This window comes from Peribacillus sp. QJM3NY_7 (genome assembly GCF_056173225.1).
Window position 1 is genome coordinate 4,994,932 of sequence record NZ_CM149663.1, and the last position, 19,577, is coordinate 5,014,508.

General features: G+C 41.8%; 19 protein-coding genes. 6 read left to right on the top strand and 13 right to left on the bottom strand.

Features of this window, described 5'->3' with window-relative positions; translation table 11 throughout:
* Positions 1-225 precede the first annotated feature (225 nt).
* The 9 genes from rpsN to purT all read right to left on the bottom strand — a co-directional run bounded on the left by rpsN (position 226) and on the right by purT (position 7,648).
* Complete coding sequence (gene rpsN, locus AC0VX1_RS24150; RefSeq protein WP_057277996.1) at positions 226-495, bottom strand: 30S ribosomal protein S14; 270 nt, start codon at positions 493-495, stop codon at positions 226-228.
* A gap of 296 nt (positions 496-791) precedes the next feature.
* Positions 792-941, bottom strand: a complete 150-nt coding sequence (rpmG, locus tag AC0VX1_RS24155; RefSeq protein WP_034310390.1) for a 50S ribosomal protein L33 — start codon at positions 939-941, stop codon at positions 792-794.
* Between the two features lie 22 nt (positions 942-963).
* Positions 964-2,151, bottom strand: a complete 1,188-nt coding sequence (locus tag AC0VX1_RS24160) for a GTP-binding protein (protein ID WP_475471879.1) — start codon at positions 2,149-2,151, stop codon at positions 964-966.
* Between the two features lie 408 nt (positions 2,152-2,559).
* On the bottom strand, positions 2,560-2,730 hold the full coding sequence (locus AC0VX1_RS24165; RefSeq protein WP_156500230.1) for a hypothetical protein: 171 nt from the start codon (positions 2,728-2,730) through the stop codon (positions 2,560-2,562).
* A 157-nt stretch (positions 2,731-2,887) separates the two neighbouring features.
* Positions 2,888-3,268 (bottom strand): nucleotide excision repair endonuclease, encoded by a 381-nt coding sequence (locus tag AC0VX1_RS24170; RefSeq protein ID WP_170946990.1) that lies wholly within the window; start codon positions 3,266-3,268, stop codon positions 2,888-2,890.
* 194 nt (positions 3,269-3,462) lie between these two features.
* A complete protein-coding gene (locus tag AC0VX1_RS24175; RefSeq protein ID WP_072272311.1) occupies positions 3,463-3,615 on the bottom strand; it encodes a YpzG family protein in 153 nt (50 codons plus the stop codon).
* A gap of 103 nt (positions 3,616-3,718) precedes the next feature.
* Positions 3,719-4,366, bottom strand: coding sequence for a DUF4352 domain-containing protein (locus AC0VX1_RS24180; RefSeq protein ID WP_475469393.1), 648 nt, complete (start codon positions 4,364-4,366; stop codon positions 3,719-3,721).
* A 20-nt stretch (positions 4,367-4,386) separates the two neighbouring features.
* Positions 4,387-5,754: an alkaline phosphatase gene (locus AC0VX1_RS24185; protein ID WP_475469395.1), complete on the bottom strand. Its 1,368-nt coding sequence runs from the start codon at positions 5,752-5,754 to the stop codon at positions 4,387-4,389.
* Positions 5,755-6,487: 733 nt separating this feature from the next.
* Positions 6,488-7,648, bottom strand: a complete 1,161-nt coding sequence (purT, locus tag AC0VX1_RS24190) for a phosphoribosylglycinamide formyltransferase 2 (protein WP_098187045.1) — start codon at positions 7,646-7,648, stop codon at positions 6,488-6,490.
* Positions 7,649-7,923: 275 nt separating this feature from the next.
* Between purT and AC0VX1_RS24195 the strand changes: the two genes are divergently transcribed.
* The gene (locus AC0VX1_RS24195) at positions 7,924-8,250 is read left to right on the top strand and encodes a hypothetical protein (RefSeq protein WP_222620010.1); all 327 of its coding nucleotides are present in this window, start codon (positions 7,924-7,926) and stop codon (positions 8,248-8,250) included.
* 440 nt (positions 8,251-8,690) lie between these two features.
* Here AC0VX1_RS24195 and AC0VX1_RS24200 read toward each other — a convergent pair whose 3' ends face one another.
* From AC0VX1_RS24200 to katA, 3 genes are all read right to left on the bottom strand, one after another.
* Positions 8,691-9,884, bottom strand: a complete 1,194-nt coding sequence (locus tag AC0VX1_RS24200; RefSeq protein WP_475469397.1) for a M14 family metallopeptidase — start codon at positions 9,882-9,884, stop codon at positions 8,691-8,693.
* 60 nt (positions 9,885-9,944) lie between these two features.
* Positions 9,945-11,477, bottom strand: coding sequence for a glycosyltransferase family 2 protein (locus AC0VX1_RS24205; RefSeq protein ID WP_475469399.1), 1,533 nt, complete (start codon positions 11,475-11,477; stop codon positions 9,945-9,947).
* A gap of 200 nt (positions 11,478-11,677) precedes the next feature.
* Positions 11,678-13,132: a catalase KatA gene (gene katA / locus AC0VX1_RS24210; protein ID WP_413008080.1), complete on the bottom strand. Its 1,455-nt coding sequence runs from the start codon at positions 13,130-13,132 to the stop codon at positions 11,678-11,680.
* Positions 13,133-13,750: 618 nt separating this feature from the next.
* Between katA and AC0VX1_RS24215 the strand changes: the two genes are divergently transcribed.
* The 4 genes from AC0VX1_RS24215 (at position 13,751) to AC0VX1_RS24230 (ending at position 18,088) form a co-directional block, all read left to right on the top strand.
* On the top strand, positions 13,751-14,641 hold the full coding sequence (locus AC0VX1_RS24215; RefSeq protein ID WP_057278002.1) for a TetR/AcrR family transcriptional regulator: 891 nt from the start codon (positions 13,751-13,753) through the stop codon (positions 14,639-14,641).
* Between the two features lie 1,106 nt (positions 14,642-15,747).
* A complete protein-coding gene (locus AC0VX1_RS24220) occupies positions 15,748-16,095 on the top strand; it encodes a phage holin family protein (RefSeq protein ID WP_057278003.1) in 348 nt (115 codons plus the stop codon).
* Positions 16,096-16,296: 201 nt separating this feature from the next.
* Positions 16,297-16,455 (top strand): hypothetical protein, encoded by a 159-nt coding sequence (locus AC0VX1_RS24225; protein ID WP_156500228.1) that lies wholly within the window; start codon positions 16,297-16,299, stop codon positions 16,453-16,455.
* A gap of 265 nt (positions 16,456-16,720) precedes the next feature.
* The gene (locus AC0VX1_RS24230) at positions 16,721-18,088 is read left to right on the top strand and encodes an amino acid permease (RefSeq protein ID WP_057278004.1); all 1,368 of its coding nucleotides are present in this window, start codon (positions 16,721-16,723) and stop codon (positions 18,086-18,088) included.
* Between the two features lie 46 nt (positions 18,089-18,134).
* On the opposite strand, the gene AC0VX1_RS24235 is transcribed toward AC0VX1_RS24230, so the two are convergent.
* The gene (locus AC0VX1_RS24235) at positions 18,135-18,998 is read right to left on the bottom strand and encodes a DUF4349 domain-containing protein (RefSeq protein ID WP_475469401.1); all 864 of its coding nucleotides are present in this window, start codon (positions 18,996-18,998) and stop codon (positions 18,135-18,137) included.
* 158 nt (positions 18,999-19,156) lie between these two features.
* Here AC0VX1_RS24235 and AC0VX1_RS24240 point away from each other — a divergent pair, with 158 nt between their 5' ends.
* The gene (locus AC0VX1_RS24240; protein WP_413022971.1) at positions 19,157-19,441 is read left to right on the top strand and encodes a TspO/MBR family protein; all 285 of its coding nucleotides are present in this window, start codon (positions 19,157-19,159) and stop codon (positions 19,439-19,441) included.
* Positions 19,442-19,577 lie beyond the last annotated feature (136 nt).

Genomic DNA, 19,577 nt, shown 5'->3' on the forward strand with positions numbered 1-19,577 from the left:
GCTCCCTTTCCGCCGACTGTCTGCCAAGCCTCCTCACCGCGAGCGCCTGTGGGGTCTCGGCTAACCGGTTTTTCGGCAGGAGTGCCGCAAATTCTCTTCAATCTAATGAGGTTCCGTCCGTCTATACTGCCCTTTATCCGGACTCCATCCCCCTTTTGTCGCCAAACTGAGGGGCCCTTTTTTAACAAGTGCCCTTTTCTTATGAATGATTTAGAACTCCCCGCTTCACCAGCTTGACTTTTTGACACCCGGCAGTTGCCCTTTATGAGCAAGTTCCCTAAAAACGATACGCGACATGTTGAATTTCCGCATATATCCACGGGGCCTCCCCGTTACTCCACAACGATTGTGGACCCTTGTCGGCGAGGAATCACGAGGGAGTTTGGCCAATGCTGCATAATCCCCTTTCTCCTTCAATTCCTTTCTTAATTCTGCATACTTTTCGACCATCGCCACCTGTTTTTGCGCTTTTATCACCTTGGATTTTTTCGCCATTTATATTCTCCTTTTTTAAGATCTTGAATGTATGAAAAATCTATAAACTATTCACAATTCATTCCGCTGCCTGTCTTGCTCCCGATATATTCCTGGATATCGGGAGCATTTCAAGTTCAGCCAATGCATCGTGACATATAAACCAGGTCCCCACTGCAACGACTGCGATACAATTGGATAACCACATTCCACGCAGCGTAAATCATGCGACCCGATGACTGGCGTCAGCCAATCCTCCCTCCTTTTACATCCATTCTCTTCGATAAAACATAATCATTACGATTTAAACCTTAAAATTACTTCGTTTCACGGTGAAGCGTGTGTTTCTTCAATCGCGGGCAGTACTTTTTCAATTCGATCCTGTCCGGATTATTCCGCTTGTTTTTCGTCGTAATATAATTTCGGTCCCCTGATTCTGTGCATGCTAACGTAATGTTTACTCTCATTTCTATTTCCTCCTAAAGTTTTTTAATGAACGATTTCCGTAAATGCAGGCAATCGATCTTCATAAAGAGACCAATCCTGCTGCATCTCCATTTCCGTCAATAAGCATTGATCTAATTCATTTTCGATTTCCTGTTGATTCATTTGAATGCCAATCATCACAAGCTCCGTCATCCTGTCACCGTATACTGCATTCCACCGTTCCAATAATTCAGGTGCTTCCTTTAAAATTTGGCGCTGTTCTTCCTCAGGGTAAGCTGCAATCCATTTACCGGCTGCTTGTAAAGTCAATGACGGTCCTGCCTGCGAAAGCAAGCCTGCGGTATCATTTCTCGATGCCAGCCAAAGGAATCCCTTCGACCTCACCACTTGTATGGGCCAGTTTTCCAACCACTCCATCAGCCGTTCGGGATGAAAGGGTATTCCCCTCCTGTAAACGAAGGAAGAAATCCCATACTCCAAGGTCTCCGGGATATGCTCTTCATTCAATTCCTTTATCCAGCCTGCTCCTTGGCTTGCCTCTTCAAAATCAAATAAATGTGTATTCAATACATCCTTTAGCGGCACCTTGGAATGGTTTGTTTCGATAATTCTCGCATCGGCATTCATTTTATGAAGAACCGCCTTCAATTCCGCAACGGCATCAGCATCCATCAGATCGATCTTATTTAACAGGATGACATTGGCGAACTCTATCTGATCTATTAATAGATCGACCACTTCCCTGCCATCCGCAGCATCAGTTGCCTGCATCCTGTCAATAAGCGTTGCTCCGGAAGTGAAGTCTTGCCAAAAATTATTCCCATCAACAACGGTAACCATCGTATCAAGCCGGCAAGATTTCGATAAATCAATTCCCATGCTTTCATCAACATAACAGAAGGTTTGGGCTACAGGGACCGGTTCGCTTATCCCAGTCGATTCAATCACGATGTAATCAATGTCCCCTTGTTTCGCCAATCTCTCCACTTCAATCATCAAATCCTCACGAAGCGTACAGCAAATGCAGCCATTCTGCATTTCCACCAGTTTTTCATCCGTCCGGGTAAACCCTCCCTGTTTGACCAGTGAAGCATCAATATTGATTTCACTCATATCATTAACGATGACGGCAACCTTCAGATCATCCCTATTCTCAAGAATATGATTCAAAAGCGTCGTCTTTCCTGCTCCAAGGTATCCACTCAATACCGTAACCGGAATTTTCTTCATCTCCAACCCTTACCACTCCTTTACCTAATTTCTTTGCTTCAAGTAAATCAAAATCATTACGATTTAAATACCGAAGCAATCTCCATATAAAAACACTCTCTAATAATAAAACGTAATCATTACTATTTGCAAGTTTTTTTAAAATTGCCTCCGAATACTTCTCATGAACCCATGTAATCACGCTTGCTCCGACACACGGATAAATGAAAGGGGCTGACATTAAAACAATAAAATTAAATGGAAGCCCAATCACACATTACATCATGTGTAAGGAACCTCCATTGCAGTTTAATCATTTTAATGTACTTCAATATTTACAAACAGCTGATCATTAACAACGTTTCATCATCCAATACATTTTTCTTTTTCTTTGTTGCAAATCGAGAAAAAAATTATTGGCCATTGTGCTTATTCCGCCATTTCCCACCCTGAAGATGTTACTGTCTTTTGTTCAAAAGTTTCAATCTCTCTCTGTTTCGCCAGCTTAGAAGCTTGTGACATGGACCACGTTAAATTCCCAAAGGCAATCACTGTCCCGATCGAGATAACCAACACCTTTTTACAAAGTATTTTCTTCAATAGCTTCCTCCTGAGAATGTATTGGAATACTCTAAATATAAACTAACATTGTTAACCTAACATGTATCTGCTGTAAATGTACGAAATTATTTCTGTACATATCCCTAAACACAAAAAAAGCTGAGTGCATATGCAGTCAGCTTTTCATAGGTGTTTCTTATTTATAAAACACTTTATCGACGTTGTATTTAGCATGAAGCTTATTGATCATGTACGTTTCATAGATTTCACGTTCCATAGCGTCTTCGACTAAAAGAATGTCAATTTTCTTGACTTCATTACGGTGCTCTTTAATCGGAGAAACATTATCCTCGAAATGCTTCTTGACCCTTGGTCTTAATTTACGGGCTTTACCGACAAAAATCAGTTCATCATTCTCATTGTAAAACAAGATGATTCCGCCTTTATCACGGGGAATCAAATGAAAATCGATAAACCCGTAAATTTCAGGAATGACAGCTTCGTCTCCTTCTATAACTTGCTTTCTTTGTTTGATGCTTATATCCGCTGCAGGGATTTCAATTTTAATCATTACAATTCACGTCCTCTATTTGTATAAGGTGAAACTTTCAATCGACTCCAGTTTCACGCCAAGCTCATCACTTCAATCTCAAAGGTAAATGGTATCATAATTATGAGTGAAAAGCCATGAATGCCTTGCTTGGATTAAGATGATTCTAAATATAAAGAAGAAGACTCGCTGGGAGCCTCCTTCTTTGTCGGAAATATCCGTTACCACCTGTGAGCCTTTGCATTGCTTCTTAGTATAATGTTTGTTTGTGATTCTTGCGTGTGGCCATTAACTTGAGATTTTGAACGCTTAGGTCTTGTCCAATTATGGTGAAACTTTTGAGAATGTGGATCTAATTGATCTTTATAGCTCATTCTGTGTCACCTCATCATTAGGATTTGGATATTCCGTTCAGTGATAGTAATCCCCATCACTTGTTCTAGTATTTTATTTTTCCAAGCCATTTATACATATTCTTTAAAAAGCGAATTCAGCTGACTTGCCTTTTGCAAGGACTTTCCCTTCGTCATCCACCGCATCACTTGACATGACGGATATGCCATTTATGTTTCCATCGTTTAGAATGAAACCAATGTTTCCGCTTTTTGAACCGTTTCCTTCTATTTCACCAGTAAGTTCTTCCAAATAGATCTCATCTTCCCATGTCAGATGTTCTCCTCTGTCCGTTTCAAGGAAAGCAACTGGCGAAAACTTAATTTTTTTATCCGAATTGTTTTTGATTTCCACGTTCACTTTTACGATATCGAAATCTTCATCATGCGTATAGCCGTGGAAGAAATCGATCATGCTGTAATCCGGAGTGGCATGCATCACTTTCATTTCTTTGATGTTAACCTCGATCGGGCCAACATTCAACGTTTCATTCACTTTTTTATAGGCCTTCAAGGTTAATTCGCCTTTGGCATCGGAAACGTTCTGTCCAATCTGGTTCAAGTTTATATCATCAGGAAGCTGCGGATTCGGAACATAGACATCCTTTTTTTCCAGTGGTCGTGCAATTTCCTCTGTTTTTTCTTTAGCTGTCGTTTCTTCTTCGTAAGCTGGTTGGGTATTAAGAGCACCAAATGCCGTTAATAACAGGGCACCGATCATCAGTCTGTTCATTGAATCCCTCCCTGAAGTCATTATTTCTTTAATAGCTCAAAAATGATTTTGGCTTGATCCGTGTTATCGACCTGCCCGGCAAAACGATCTTTATATGGCCCGTATGCGTAGACTGGAACATCTTCACCCGTATGTCCCCCAGTAGTCCAGGCAGTATTGGTCCGGTTATCGAATATGGCTTCGATGGCATTATCGACATTCGTCACATTTTTTGATTTGGCAGCTTCAGTTACCGTTTTGATTTCACCGTCAGTTAACTTCACTACATTTTGGTTAATAAATTGCTTTAGCGTCTTTTCGACATCAGCGCCTTTGACGATGGCATCCGCCATGAAGTCAGGAGTGCGTTTGGCTGCCTTGATTGGCTCACCGTACCAGTTATATATTCCTTTTGCTCCGATCGAGAATCCTCCTGTAGAGTGATCCGCCGTAGCCACCACTAAGGTATGTTTGTCTTTCTTCGCAAATTCCATGGCCGCTTTGTATGCTTTTTCAAAGTCTTCCATTTCACTCATTGCACCTACGATATCATTATCATGTCCTGCCCAATCGACCTGGCTTCCCTCGACCATAAGGAAGAATCCATCTTTATCTTTATTCAAGCGCTGGATCGCCGAACTTGTCATGTCTGCCAAAGAAGGCGTTTCACTTGGGCGGTCAATCATTTTCGGAAGTCCTTCAGAAGCGAATAAACCAAGAACCTGCTCATTTTTGTCCTTTAGCATTTGATTTTTATCCGTCACATAACTGTAACCGTCTTTTTCGAAGGCTTTCGCCAAATTGACATCAGGCCGGACAAAATTGGACTTCCCTCCGCCCAATAGGACGTCAATTTTATGTTTGCCTTTGATTAATTCGTTATAATAATCGTCTGCGATTGAATTCATGTTTTTCCGATTTTCATCATGGGCGCCAAAAGATGCAGGCGTAGCATGAGTGATTTCCGAAGTGGCAACCAATCCCGTCGCTTTTCCTTTTTCCTTTGCTGCTTCCAATACGGTTTTGACTTCGGATTTATCATTATCCACTGCAATGGCAGCGTTATAAGTCTTCACTCCTGCAGACATTGCCGTAGCGGCTGAAGCTGAATCCGTTATATTTTGTGCAGAGTCTTCTGGGTAAGTCATCTGCTGGCCAACCAAGTATTTATCAAACTCTGTCCGTTCTGCCACCTTCGTACCAGGATTATCTTTTAAATACCGGTAAGCGGAGGTATAGGAAACACCCATGCCGTCACCGATAAGGAAAATAACGTTCTTGATTTCCGGTTCTTTATTTGGGTTCCCCTTTGCCGAAACACGATCCGCACCGGACCATGATAAACTTCCAAATGCCAATGCAGAAACGAGCGTGATAGGTAAAACCTTTTTACTCCAAGTGCGATTCAAATGAATGACCTCCCGTTAATGTTTTCTATTTAATTTAACTATAGGTGAAGAAAATGAACTCAATGTCAAGGCTATGTAAAAAAGTGACAGGATAATTGTTAAGACAAAGTAAAGACAGCATGTGGAATTGGTTATTCAGGGAAGTCATCAGCAAAGGGGGCATATTACAATGAAAAAGATTTGGTTAACACCAGTGTGGGTAAGTGAACTTGAACAAAGTTTTTTTCATTCAACGTCTTCAAACCGGGTGATTGTCAGGAGTTTAAAGTGATATTAATGGAGAAAAGAAATAAAGCATCCGAATAAGGATGCTTTAGAGTAAGACAGCAGACAAAGTCATCTTTGAGAAACGTTACATTTTTTGAAAATCTGCTTTTTTTCGCCGACTGACTGTCAAACCTCCTGTCGCAAGCATCTAGCTGAGTCTCGGCTAGCCAGTTTTTCGGCAGGAAAATCATGAAGTACAAACTATTCTTAAACCGTTCGGGATGAGACCAGCCTACGTTTTACTTTAAAAACCATTCCAGTTGATTGGAGTGGGTGTTCGAGACTCCTGCGGGAAAAACGTGTCCAAGGGAGGCCCCACCCACAGGCGCAAATGGCGCCGAAGAGGCTTCCGGACCGCCCGCGGAAAGCGAGTACCTGGAGTGAAGATCATGTTCCATTTGATTTAAGAAATCTGCTCCCTCTTGTCCACAAGCTGAAGCGCTCCATTCAAAGAGCGCTTTTTTCACTATTCTTTCTCTACAACTAAACATTCCAAAGCACGGGCCGCATTCACTCTCGCCACCTCGATGGAATCGGCAGACGACAGGGCGACCGCAACCCTTCTACCTGCCTTTGTAACAGGTTTTCCGAAAAGACGCACTTGTGTATTAGGTAAAGCCAAAGCCTGTTCAACACCGACTATTGAATATTCCGATAACTCATCTTGCGCTTTTAATGGACGGCTGGCACCTGGACTGATCAGCTTGATTTCCGGGATGGGGAATCCTAGAATCGCCCGAATATGAAGGGCAAACTCGGACAAATTCTGAGTCACCAATGTCACTAGCCCCGTATCGTGCGGACGTGGGGAAACTTCACTGAAATAAACTTTATCCCCTGAGAGGAACAGCTCTACCCCGAATAATCCGTACCCGCCAAGTTCATCCGTAATGGCATGGGCAATTCTTTTCGCTTCCATTATTTGTGCTTCTGTCATATTATGCGGCTGCCAGGATTCAATATAATCCCCGCCCTGCTGAATGTGACCGATTGGAGCACAAAACATGGTACCATTTACGGCCCGGACAGTAAGCAGCGTGATTTCCGAATCAAAACGGATAAATTCTTCAATGATCACCCGTCCATTTTGAACCCGGCCGCCTTCCATCGCGATTTTCCAGCAATCCTCCAGGTCACCTTCCGTGCGGCACACACTTTGCCCTTTACCTGAAGAACTCATCAGCGGTTTGACGACATTGGGAAACCCAACTTCCTTGGCAGCTTGGACAAATTCTTCATAAGTGTTTGCGAATTTGTAGGCTGCTGTCGGAATCTCCAGAGTTTCAGAAGCCAGCCTTCTGATCCCTTCACGATCCATCGTCAATTTAGCGGCTCTTGCTGTCGGAATAACTTGAAAGCCTTCCTCTTCCAACTTGACTAATTCGGATGTGGCGATGGCTTCTATTTCCGGTACAATCAAATCGGGTTGTTCTTTCTCTACAACTCCCCTTAGTTGTTCCGCATCCAGCATATCGATCACATAACTGCGATGAGCGACTTGCATGGCAGGAGCATGTTCATAGCGGTCTACAGCAACGGTCTCCACACCAAGTCGCTGAGCTTCAAGTATGACCTCTTTCCCCAATTCACCTGAGCCCAATAATAAAATCTTTTTCGATTTATACATTCAGTCTCTCCTCCTTAATTCCTCAAAAACATTATATACGAACTATAAACGAATAAACATAAATATTTATTCGTATTTTCATTTAAAATCACACTGAAAACAGGAAATGAATAGATTTATTTCCCGTTATCAAATACCAACTTGACGAATAGGATTAATATACTTTATACTGCCTTTTATAAGGAATATATATAAGCTGACTAGTCTACTGGAGGCTCTCTATTCAACAGGAATAGGGGGTTTTTTCGTTTTTATCAATGAGGGAGGAGTTTACTATGCAAAAGGAATTGCTAAGGACCATTTCCCCTGTCATGAATGAGAAGAAAAATGGGGGCTTAGAAGATATGGAGTACCTTAATCTTCCTGACAGACTATTTTTCCACTGGTGCCAGCAGAAATATCGACTGAATAAAGGGGTTTACAACACGATCGATCATTGGTTCTATGAATACGGCATTGTCCATATTCTTCACCGCCGGATCAACCTTTTAGCCTTTTTGGATTTCGCTTCTACCTCGGAACAGGAAGCCGGAAAGACAAAGTTCATTAAATTCGGCAATGGTGGCCTAAGGCAAAAGCTACAGGAATTCATTGCAGATTAACCTGAATCTTATAGGGCCCTTATCAGTAATATGCCCATTCTCCACCTACTGGTAAGGGACACTTATACAAATGTCGAAATTTGCAGTACGATTATTTTTGAAAATGTAAGCGCTTTCTATTATAATGGAATTAGGTTGGATGGCATGCGTGGCCGTCACAGTATATGGCGTAGGTGGGGCCAATACTAGCGCTAAGGAAGGTTAACTTCTTTACCGTAAAACTATTAGATTTCCTTTTGGTAGGGGCTGCAATATAACCGAGGCATGGAAAATGTCCGTTCATTTCAAGCTAAAAAGCAATTTAATCATGCAATCGATAAGTAAAGCATAACTTTACTTATTTTTTGCAGCAGCCCTCATCGTTTCAAGTCTAATAGTTTATAAGACTAAAAAGCTCTACCCCATGGAAACGGAGTTGAGCTTTTTCATTTGGTCAAATTTCACATATATAATCCTGCCAAGAAAATCCCAAGCGACTTCTGATAAATCTCATCGAACTGTGATATGGGAAGGGGATTCGTTCCTTTGCCCAGCTCCACGGTAAACCCGGGCCTGCGCCAATCCTGAATGTACCAATCCTTATACCCTGCGTAACTACCGGCGGATTTGACAGGCTCATATCCACTGACCCTCGAAAACTCATTGACTATCGTTTCCGACTCGGGTGGTTCCAAACCTTCAAACCCCCAATAAATGACCTCTCCTTGGGTGTGGAAAGCAAGGACTTTGCCAAAATCACGTTTTTTTGTCAACTCTGACATTGCAATGGCCTCTGGCTGTGTAAGCGGCCCTTCCCCTGGATAATTTGCCGGACCTGGCTCCGTTACATTATTGCGAGCTTGCTCCAGTTCCCATTTGGCGGGAAATTGATCATTCAGATCCACCCCGTTAATATTGGCTTTCCAGCCAGAGAAGTCTTCGCTGCCATTATTCCATTGGATGAGCCGTCCTCTCAAAGACTCATCTGCAGGCGGTCCTTTCAAAACCAACTCCACTCCGTCCGGATTCACCATTGGGACGATCGACAGCATCGTCTGTTGATAAAAGGGAAACATATCTAGACCGCGGATGTCAGCCTGATTCGTGATTGCAAGTAAATAATCATTTAAAAAGGTCATGATCACAGGCGTCGTTATCCACTCATTCGCATGAAAGGAACCATTATAGTGAACTCGTTTGTTGCCATTTCCTATCAGAACTTCGGGGATATCCCTTTCAAGCACGGAGTCCCCGATGGGGGAGGTTTTTATAAATGGATAGATTGTTTTCAAACGTCTAACATCGGTCATCATCGTCTCATAAGCATATTCCCGATTACCTTGAATGAGCCTCCACGTAATCCTTAATGGCACGGAAATTGTCTGACCGACCTGCAAGGCATTCGGGTTGAGATTGGGATTAACTAAAAATAGGGCATCCAATGAAAGATTGCGTGACCTGGCAATTGCCCATAACGAATCACCTTGCTTTATGGTATAGCCGGTCGTCGTAAAGCCAGGTATTTTGATTTGTTGGCCAATCATAAGTGCAAGTGGATCAATCCCACTATTGGAATCAATGATAAGTTGGTAATTCACCTTGAATAATTGGCTATAATACCACAAGGAATCATTTTGCCGCACAAAAACGTCCATACTGCACCTCCTCTTACCAAAATGTATGCAGATTCGATTCAATTATTGCCAAAGCAAAAGTCACTCCTCAAAACGAATCAAATTGGGGTTTTCATCCAGAATGCTTTGATATTGCTCAGTACTTCCATACGTACCATCAGGGTCTAATTCCCGATATCTTTTGAATTTCGCCATCCGATCTTCTTTTTTGACCCAGCCCAGATGCTTCAATCGTATGTCGGATAACTTGTGAGGCAATTCAAAGACATTTTCGGCAAATCTACCGCAATGCTGCGGCCTATCGTTCCATTTGCATTCAAACCCCTCCCGATATCTGACCAGGAACGGCCGGTAATACTGGTGAGCGCACCAGTGTTCATCCTCCCTGTAATGGGTTTCATTCCAAAAGTCATATAACCGGAAGCAATATACATCCACTTCTTGATCGCTTATCAGCTGTCTGACTTCCTCTTTGAACCTATTTTCAAACACTTCATCGGCGTCAAGATTTAAAATCCAGTCGGGATTTGACTTCACTGTCTCTGTCCATTGCATTTTACGAAGTTCAATTTCATTGGAGAACTTGGAGATGTCATTCCTGATGATACGCACCGGCAACCCTTTCAATACCTCTAAACAAACCTCTGCGGAATTGTCCGTGCTGCCGTCATCAATAATCACGGCTTCATCAATATAATCACGAATTTCCTCTAAAACCTTCCTTAGATAACGCTCGCTTTCATTTTTCATGACCATGCTCAGCGTTAATTTAGGATGTGATGCTACCTTTGAACCTTCCCCCATATCCGTTCGATCAAGGAATTCCATCGCACCTTCCAAATCCGAATCCCTGTATATATGATAAGCGGGTAAGTGGGTATCAACATACATCGAAATCCCTAAAGCTGCTGCACGGATGCAAAAATGCCGGTCTTCACCCCAAAATGACAGATTCTCGATTCTATTAAAATTCACCCCAGCTTTCAAAGCTTTTTGGCTGATGAGTGTACAGGCACCCAGTCCCCCAACTTTATGAACACCAGGTGTCCGCATCTGTCGGATGAACGATTGATAACGTGTGTTGATCTCCGAGTCCGTCAACGCCTGGCCGCGTGATATCTCCCATTGGGTATATTCATCATATAACCATACTTGAGGCCGCTCTTCGGCATCAGGCTGCCATTTTGTCCAGAAGATATTAGAGGTGATGTCCTTATTTGCAGAAATAAGCTGGTTGATGGTCTGAGGATATAGCAGGAGGTCTGAATCGATTAGAAATAAATAATCATATTGTTCTTTAATCGCATGTTCGATTATCATATTTTTGAAATCCGCGACCTTCCATACCAAATTTTCATTCCAGTAATGGGTAGTGCCATTACACACATAAACATCGCTTTGATTGGATGCCAGTAATTTGACATTGTTCTGCTCCTGACTGAAATCTTCGAGCATCTGGCTTGATCGCTCATCTTCATTGTCGTCAATGAAGAAATAGGCAAGTTCCTTCCCCACCGCATCCAACCGTTTGAGTGAAAGCAGGAACTTTTGTAAAATATGTGGTTTTTGGTAAATTGGACTGCCCACTAACACCCGAACCTTTTTACTGGTCATTAATACCACCCTTTACTGTTGATCTTAACTGGCCCCCAATTAATCTGACTGTAAAACTTTCCCTAAAGACATTTATAACTATATATTCTTAACGAACTTGTCGGATGTCTTTTAAAAAACGGCGTCCTGCGTAAACAAAAAAGGCATCCATTCATGAATGGATGCCTTTTTGCATTTTACTAGATTGGGAGAACCATATATTACACTTCCTGCGTTACTGATAAACCTAAACCTTCGGCTATGCGCGTTCCGTATTCCGGATCGGCTTTATAAAAATGACCGATTTGACGAAGCTTGATTTCCTCTAATTCCACAGGTTTCATTGCACCCACGATCGTGTCAACAAGGCGCGTTTTCTCTTCGGCACTCAATAGACGGTATAAGTCACCTGCTTGAGTGTAGTGATCATCACTATTATGACCAACTTGTGCAGCTTTCCCGGTCACCTCGAAAGGAGTGACTTTATTTTCCGTTGATTCGGCAGGGCCGCCAAAACTATTCGGCTCATAATAAACAGATCCCTTGCCATTGTCATCTGCACGCATGAAGCCATCACGCTGATAGTTGTTCGCTTCCACTTTCGGACGGTTAACCGGAAGCTGGTTATGGTTCGAGCCCACACGGTAACGGTGTGCATCTCCGTATGCGAATAGACGCCCTTGAAGCATCTTGTCCGGGGAAGCCTCAATTCCCGGTACGAATGTTCCCGGTGAGAATGTGGCTTGCTCTACTTCAGCAAAGTAGTTTTCAGGATTTCTGTTCAATTCCATACGGCCAAGCTCAATCAGCGGATAATCCTTTTGAGACCATACCTTCGTCACATCGAATGGATCGAAACGGTATGTATCCGCATCTTCCAGAGGCATGATTTGAACATATAATTTCCAGGCAGGGAAGTCCCCTTTTTCAATGGCATTGAAAAGATCTTCCGTATGGTAATCAGGGTTTTCCCCTGCTAGTTTTGCAGCAAGATCCACATCTAGGTTTTTGATGCCCTGTTCTGTTTTGAAGTGGTATTTCACCCAAACGCCTTTTCCTTCTGCATTCACCCATTTAAATGTGTGGCTACCGAAACCATGTGTATGGCGAAGTGTAGCAGGAATGCCCCGATCGGACATCAGGATCGTCACTTGGTGCAGAGATTCCGGTGAATGTGACCAGAAATCCCAAACAGCCGTAGGATTTTTCAAATGTGTTTTAGGATCTCTCTTTTGTGTATGAATGAAGTCGGGGAATTTAATCGCATCGCGAATAAAGAATACTGGCGTATTATTTCCGACAATATCGTAGTTTCCTTCTTCGGTGTAGAATTTAACGGCAAATCCACGCGGATCACGGACTGTATCTGCAGAACCCAATTCACCTGCAACTGTGGAGAAACGGATAAAAAGATCTGTCTTCTTGCCCACACCATTGAAAAGTTTAGCTTTCGTGTACTGAGAAAGGTCGTTCGTTACTTCGAAAGTGCCGTATGCACCGGCACCCTTCGCATGAACCACACGTTCAGGGACACGTTCACGGTTGAAGTGGGCTAGCTTTTCCAATAAGTGTACATCTTGAATGAGCACAGGGCCGCGTTCGCCGGCAGTGATAGAGTTTTGATTGTCTCCAACTGGTGCTCCCCAGCTTGTAGTAAGGTTTTTCTTATTCGACATAATTGAACCACCTTTTCATTATTATTTATGTATATAATGATAAAGCTTCTCAGAAAAAAATCAATACTTATTTATAATAATTTTAATATAATAATCAATTCATTATTCATTCGTTGATGATATAACACCAAACACATCCATAATATGGATAGCATAAAAGGTATAAACGCTGGAGGAACAGCCTATTCACATAGTTCCATTCCTAATAATGGTATACGACCCTTATAGGCGATTTTCCTTCATGACGAGTGATTTTATCATTTCTCCTACCAATGGGATAGCAATCGAGAATGGTTGACGAATAATCATAGATACTTTGAACTACTTTACCTCTTCCTTCTATTCATCTTATAACAAACCGAATTGTTCTCCTGTGACTTTGTTCACTTCGGCAGACTTTATTTACAGAATGACGAATAGCCGGATGCATAGAAACTGAATTTTTCATTGTTTTTGTGAATCCTATCTTTCAACAGAGCCCTTCCTGAATCTGCTGAAACAAAAGGCCCTCCCCCTTATTTTGCTAGGGAATTTGTAAACATACTGGTTTGTGTTCATATAGAAAATAAGATACTATTACGTTAAAATGACCGTCCAATAAGAGTAAGGGTGATATATATGAATGAGCGCAAACAAATGGTAGTTAAATATGCGCACCAATTATTTATTGAAAAGGGTTACCAAGCAACTTCCATTCAGGATATTTTAGATTATAGCGGCATTTCAAAAGGAACATTTTACAACTATTTTTCTTCTAAAAGCGAATTGCTTAAGGCAGTCTTCCTAACTTCGCAAGAAAAATTCGAAAAAGAGCGGAATGAATTGCTGATTGGGCAAAACCTTGCAGATATTGAAATATTCATCAAACAATCAGAATTACAAATGCACTCAAACAAAAACAACAAAATCTTTTTCTTATATGAAGAAGTAATGATTTCAAATGATAACGAACTTAAGAACTTCATAACACATGCTAAATTCCAGCATATCCATTGGTTATCAAAACGGTTTCTGGATATTTTCGGTGCTGATAAAAAACCTTATATTTTGGACTGTGCCATTCTTTACTCGGGAATGATGCATCAAACGATTCATTTTAATGCCTTGGCTAAAGAGCCCGAGTTCAACCCTACTGAAATTATCCGTTATTGTGTCGATAGGATTAAATCGATTTTCGAAGATGTCAGCAAGTCAAATGCACAGCTTTTGGAACCCGATCTCATCAAGCAATGGCTGCCTGAGTGCTTCCATAACCAGCAGGATTTTCATACAGCACTCCTGCACTCTGCAAATGACCTAAAAAAGATGATCTTGAGGCTTTGCCAAGATGATGAAGCGGAACGGGTTAAAAACTTAAAATTGATTCACTTTATCCAAGAGGAATTATTACAAAACGTTGAACCGCGAACCTTTCTTATTGAAAGTGCCCTTCTTTCCTTAAACACCAATCCCAAATTAAAAAACACTTTGGAATTAAGTGAATTCGAAAAGATCATTGCCAACAACTAAAGAGAACCTAATGAATCCCATTTTGTAGACAAATAGGGTTCGGAATGGCCTTATCACCAACCCTGATTTTACAAAAAACCAAGTTATGCTTCATGGTTTTTTACTGTTTTATAAAATCCGCAACGGATTGAAGAAAACTAGCTAAAACGTCATTTTTTGAGGGTTTGTAAAATGGGAACGTTCGTTGATTTCCACTACAGGCACTCGCTTTCCGCGGGCGGGCGGGAGCCTCCTCGGCGTCGCCTGCGGGGTCTCCCTTGGCCACGCTTTTCCCGCAGGAGTCTCGTACCTTCCGTTCCAATCAACCGAAATGTTTTTTAAAATAAAAACTGCAGGCAGATATCTATTCGGAACCAAGTTTAAAACTAGTTTATCCTTTAAGTTTTTTTCACCGGTAATCCTCATTGGATGGAAGAAAATTGCGACACTCCTGCCGAATAACTGGCTAGCCGAGACCCCACAGGCACTCGCGCCGAGGAGGTTTGGCAGACGGTCGGCGGAAAGGGAGCGGATTTCTGAAATCGACAGACCTTTTAAATAAAAAGACTGTAGCCAAACCGTGTTTTTAAAACAAGGCTTGCTTACCTTCATGGTTTACTTTTATATTGATAAAACCTATATTGGATTGAAGATATTTGCGACACTCCTGCCGAATAACTGGCTAGCCGAGACCCCACAGGCGCTTGCGCCGAGGAGGCTTGGCAGACGGTCGGCGGAAAGGGAGCGGATTTCTGAAATCGACAGACCTTTTAAATAAAAAGACTGTAGCCAAACCGTGTTTTTAAAACAAGGCTTGCTTACCTTCATGGTTTACTTTTATATTGATGAAACCCTATATTGGATTGAAGAAAATTGCGACACTCCTGCCGAATAACTGGCTAGCCGAGACCCCACAGGCACTCGCGCCGAGGAGGTTTGGCAGACGGTCGGCGGAAAGGGAGCGGATTTCTGAAATCGACGGACATTTTAAATAAAAAGCGTCTATTCCATTCTGGGAATGCATATCGTATCCTCTTTTTTTTGTGACAATTCTGCAAACATATAACTGAAATTCATTAAATTTTAGTATAATGACTTGTAGAAAGTGTCTTCAGGAGGAGTTTTTCATGAACATAATCATGCGTTTTCTTATCAACGGGCTGGTATTGCTCGTTATTGACTGGCTTCTCGACTCCATCACGATCAAATCTTACGGAACTGCCTTGCTGGCGGTTTTTATATTATCGATCATGAACTTGCTGGTTAGACCCATCCTCCAACTTATCACATTGCCAATCACCATCCTGACGTTCGGGTTGTTTTCTTTCATTATCAATGCCTTCACATTCCAAATCACTTCCTATATTGTCAGTGGCTTTGTAATAGATTCTTTTTGGGGGGCTTTAATCGGATCATTGTTATTGAGTTTCATTCAAAGTCTTCTTTTAAAACAGAGTAAAAAAAACCGTCAGTAGCATGCTGACGGTTTTTCGTGTCATTTCCATGACATCCTTCGATATTTCCCGGGCTATTTCACTAAATTCCGCTAAGCATCACTAGCTGTTTTCTCTCATTTTTGACAATCCAGAAGGAAAAAGCGGCTAATATCCATAAACTTTACATATACATGCCAATTTCTCTGGAAATGAGTATGAATAGAATTATGGAGGAATCACATGTTCACAAAACATGAATCAAGATTTGCCCAGTCCATATTACTCGCGCTCGCTTTCTTTATTCCCTCTCTTTTCATTACTCCATCACTAGCAACGGCTGGCAATGATGAAACTAAACCAAGCTGTTCCTTATCTTTGGGACAGCTTTTTCACTTTTAAATGTCTAAATTTTTTGAAAAATCACATAATTATATTTTGTTTGTATAGCATTATAAATAGTTTCGAATAATTATTATACGAGAAAAAACATGGGATCACTCCTGTGGTAAGCGTTTTCATTTTTTGCTTTACATTCATCCTATTAAAATATATTATTTAGTTGTAATATTATGTGAAAAATCAATAAATAATATGTATTCTCCTCTACTAGTGATAAAATGCTAGATAGAGAAAATTAAACTCCAACATAGAAAAGGGGAAAATTATGCAAAACTCCAAAGAATCTCAACTACATAGAGGTTTGGAAGAAAGACATATCGCATTAATGTCTCTTGGCGCAGCCATTGGAGTCGGTTTATTTCTCGGCTCGGCATCTGCGATTAAATTAGCCGGTCCAGCAATCATCATTTCTTATGCCATTGGCGGACTTATGATCTATCTTATCATGCGTGCACTAGGTGAAATGGCAATAAAAAATCCAGTCGCAGGCTCCTTCAGCCGCTACGCAAGCGAATTTGTCGGTCCTCTTGCCGGATATATTACCGGATGGAATTACTGGTTCGTTTGGATCGCCACCTGTATGGCTGAAATTACGGCAGTCGGAATCTACATGCAATTTTGGTTCCCTGATACTCCGCAATGGGCTTGGGCGTTAGCCGCACTAGCCATCATGACAACGATTAACTTTCTTGCTGTAAAAGCTTACGGTGAATTGGAGTTTTGGTTCGCCCTCATTAAAATCGTAACGATCATCCTGATGATTGTCCTTGGCTTCGGAATGATCATCTTTGGTTTGGGGAACGGCGGAATCGCGGTCGGTTTCGGCAACCTTGTTGAAAATGGCGGATTTTTCCCTAATGGGATTTCTGGAGTCATCCTCTCGTTCCAAATGGTCATGTTCGCCTATTTGGGAATTGAAATGCTCGGTGTAACCGCAGGTGAAGTTAAAAACCCTGAAAAATCTTTAAAAAGAGCCATCGATACCGTTTTTTATCGGATTTTACTTTTTTACGTTTTAGCTCTGACGGTCATTTTATCAATCACTCCATGGGATGAAATGAATGGAGAAAACAGTCCATTCGTTATGATGTTTGATAAAATCGGTATACCAGGCGCAGCAGGAATCATTCAGTTTGTCGTACTGACAGCAGCCCTTTCATCTTGTAACAGCGGGATCTTCAGTACAGGAAGAATGTTATTCAACCTGGCACAGCAAGGTGAATCACCAAAAAGTTTCGAACGTACAACAAAGTCAGGCGTTCCTGGCGTTGCCATTATCGTTTCGGCTATCGTACTTCTTTTCGGCGTTTACCTTAACTACATGGAAGCCGATAAAGTTTTCACTTACGTCACAAGTGTCGCTACATTCGGCGCCCTCTGGACATGGGGAACGATACTTGTCACACAGATTATGTCTAGACGAAAAATGAGTCAGGGAGAAAAACAAGGCTTATCTTACAAGATGCCTCTTTTCCCATTGACTTCTTATTTCACTTTAGCCTTTTTAGTATTCGTAATGATCGTACTCGGTTTTTCAGCAGATACAAGAATCGCTCTAATCGTTGGTCCGATTTGGATCTTACTGTTGGTAGTCCTTTATTATGTGACCGGCTTGCATAAACGGAAAAGATAAATGCCAGAGGGTGCCCAATCTAATTGGCACCCTCTATTTCATTCCTTCACCTTTTACCCCTTCTTTTGATCACCCAATGGACCACCGCTCCAGCTCCGCCTAAAATAATGAGGATCGGCAAGTTTCCGATTATAAAAACAATGATTCCTGAACCCGCTTTAAGTAATAGATTCGCACTCGTTGCAAGTTGTTTCTTTGTCCTCTCCCATGTATTCAATTCCTTATTATCAATGCCCGGCACAACTATCCTGTCCTGTGATAACGTGATGGTGACCGCCGAATATGAGGTCTGGTTTTCAAGATACTTCATTTGCCCGGTCAGCTGCTCTATTTCTTCTTGCACCACGGCAAGATCGGATGATATTTTCAGCAAATCTTCCGTCTTCTCAGCATCCTTCATGAATGCAAGTAACCTTTCCTCCACTGCCCTCTTTGACTTCAATCTTGCTTTTAAATCCACATATTGCTCCGTTACATCCTGTCCTGTCACATTCCTTCCGACCACTTCTGAAGCCTCGCCCTCGCTATCGGTTAGAAAATCCTGAAAATGGGCTTCAGGGACCCGAACAGTGATCGTTCCTTCCACCAGTTCTTCATCTTCCCTGTATACATTGGACTCAACAACATATCCGCCATATCCTGCCGCCTTATTCTCAATCTTCATTTGTGCCTTTTCAAGGTTCTTCACCTTCAACTCAAGCTGGGCCTGATGGATGACCTTTCTTTCATCCGTCATCCCTTCCTTTTCCGCTGCTTCTTCCTGCACCTTATTCCCGGAAATGGAAGCGTCCATTTTACTTTCCGCCTTTTCATCCTGTAATTCCGATACTGAATCATCTTTTTCGTTACTGCTGCATCCAGCAAGTAAAAGGAACAAACTGAACATTAGCATCATTGTTTTACGATTCATCGGTATTCCCCCTTTTCTTAATAGTACCGACGTAAAGTTTGGAAGAAAGTTACACTTCTTGATTAAAGGGGATGTTTTATTTTCAGGTGCGAAATTAAAGGTATAAGAAATGAAGAGAGAAGAGGATTGCATTATGAACTACGGAAAATTGGCTAAAAGTGTATTGGTACCTGTCGTCGAGGTTCATTTGTGGGGATATTCGCCACAAGGAATTCAAAAAAATTTATGACAAACTCAAGAAACCTGCTTTTGCTCCTCCTTCCTGGACTTTCCCCGTTGCTTCGACCAGCCTTTATACGATTATGGGACTGCTGACCTTGATAACATTGACGGCATTCGAGTTTTATAAAATAGACCGTACATCAGGTTTAGCAATGATTCCCTATATAGCATGGGTCACCTTACTATTTAGATTGAACTGTTCCATTTTCAGAAACTATTAATCACAAAAAAGAGCGCCCCTTCTATTAAGGAGCGCTCCCTTTAGAGTTTCACGAGTAAAAGTTGAAAACTCACGAGTAATTGCTCAATTTTCACGAGTAAACCCGCTAAACTCACGAGTAAATGTACAATTTTTAC

Bases quoted from the DNA above. Each gene is read 5' to 3' on its own strand.
- rpsN (WP_057277996.1), bottom strand. From the start codon at position 495: ATGGCGAAAAAATCCAAGGTGATAAAAGCGCAAAAACAGGTGGCGATG.
- rpmG (WP_034310390.1), bottom strand. From the start codon at position 941: ATGAGAGTAAACATTACGTTAGCATGCACAGAATCAGGGGACCGAAAT.
- AC0VX1_RS24160 (WP_475471879.1), bottom strand. From the start codon at position 2,151: ATGAAGAAAATTCCGGTTACGGTATTGAGTGGATACCTTGGAGCAGGA.
- AC0VX1_RS24175 (WP_072272311.1), bottom strand. From the start codon at position 3,615: ATGAGCTATAAAGATCAATTAGATCCACATTCTCAAAAGTTTCACCAT.
- AC0VX1_RS24180 (WP_475469393.1), bottom strand. From the start codon at position 4,366: ATGAACAGACTGATGATCGGTGCCCTGTTATTAACGGCATTTGGTGCT.
- purT (WP_098187045.1), bottom strand. From the start codon at position 7,648: ATGTATAAATCGAAAAAGATTTTATTATTGGGCTCAGGTGAATTGGGG.
- AC0VX1_RS24195 (WP_222620010.1), top strand. From the start codon at position 7,924: ATGCAAAAGGAATTGCTAAGGACCATTTCCCCTGTCATGAATGAGAAG.
- AC0VX1_RS24200 (WP_475469397.1), bottom strand. From the start codon at position 9,884: ATGGACGTTTTTGTGCGGCAAAATGATTCCTTGTGGTATTATAGCCAA.
- AC0VX1_RS24205 (WP_475469399.1), bottom strand. From the start codon at position 11,477: ATGACCAGTAAAAAGGTTCGGGTGTTAGTGGGCAGTCCAATTTACCAA.
- katA (WP_413008080.1), bottom strand. From the start codon at position 13,132: ATGTCGAATAAGAAAAACCTTACTACAAGCTGGGGAGCACCAGTTGGA.
- AC0VX1_RS24215 (WP_057278002.1), top strand. From the start codon at position 13,751: ATGAATGAGCGCAAACAAATGGTAGTTAAATATGCGCACCAATTATTT.
- AC0VX1_RS24220 (WP_057278003.1), top strand. From the start codon at position 15,748: ATGAACATAATCATGCGTTTTCTTATCAACGGGCTGGTATTGCTCGTT.
- AC0VX1_RS24225 (WP_156500228.1), top strand. From the start codon at position 16,297: ATGTTCACAAAACATGAATCAAGATTTGCCCAGTCCATATTACTCGCG.
- AC0VX1_RS24230 (WP_057278004.1), top strand. From the start codon at position 16,721: ATGCAAAACTCCAAAGAATCTCAACTACATAGAGGTTTGGAAGAAAGA.
- AC0VX1_RS24235 (WP_475469401.1), bottom strand. From the start codon at position 18,998: ATGAATCGTAAAACAATGATGCTAATGTTCAGTTTGTTCCTTTTACTT.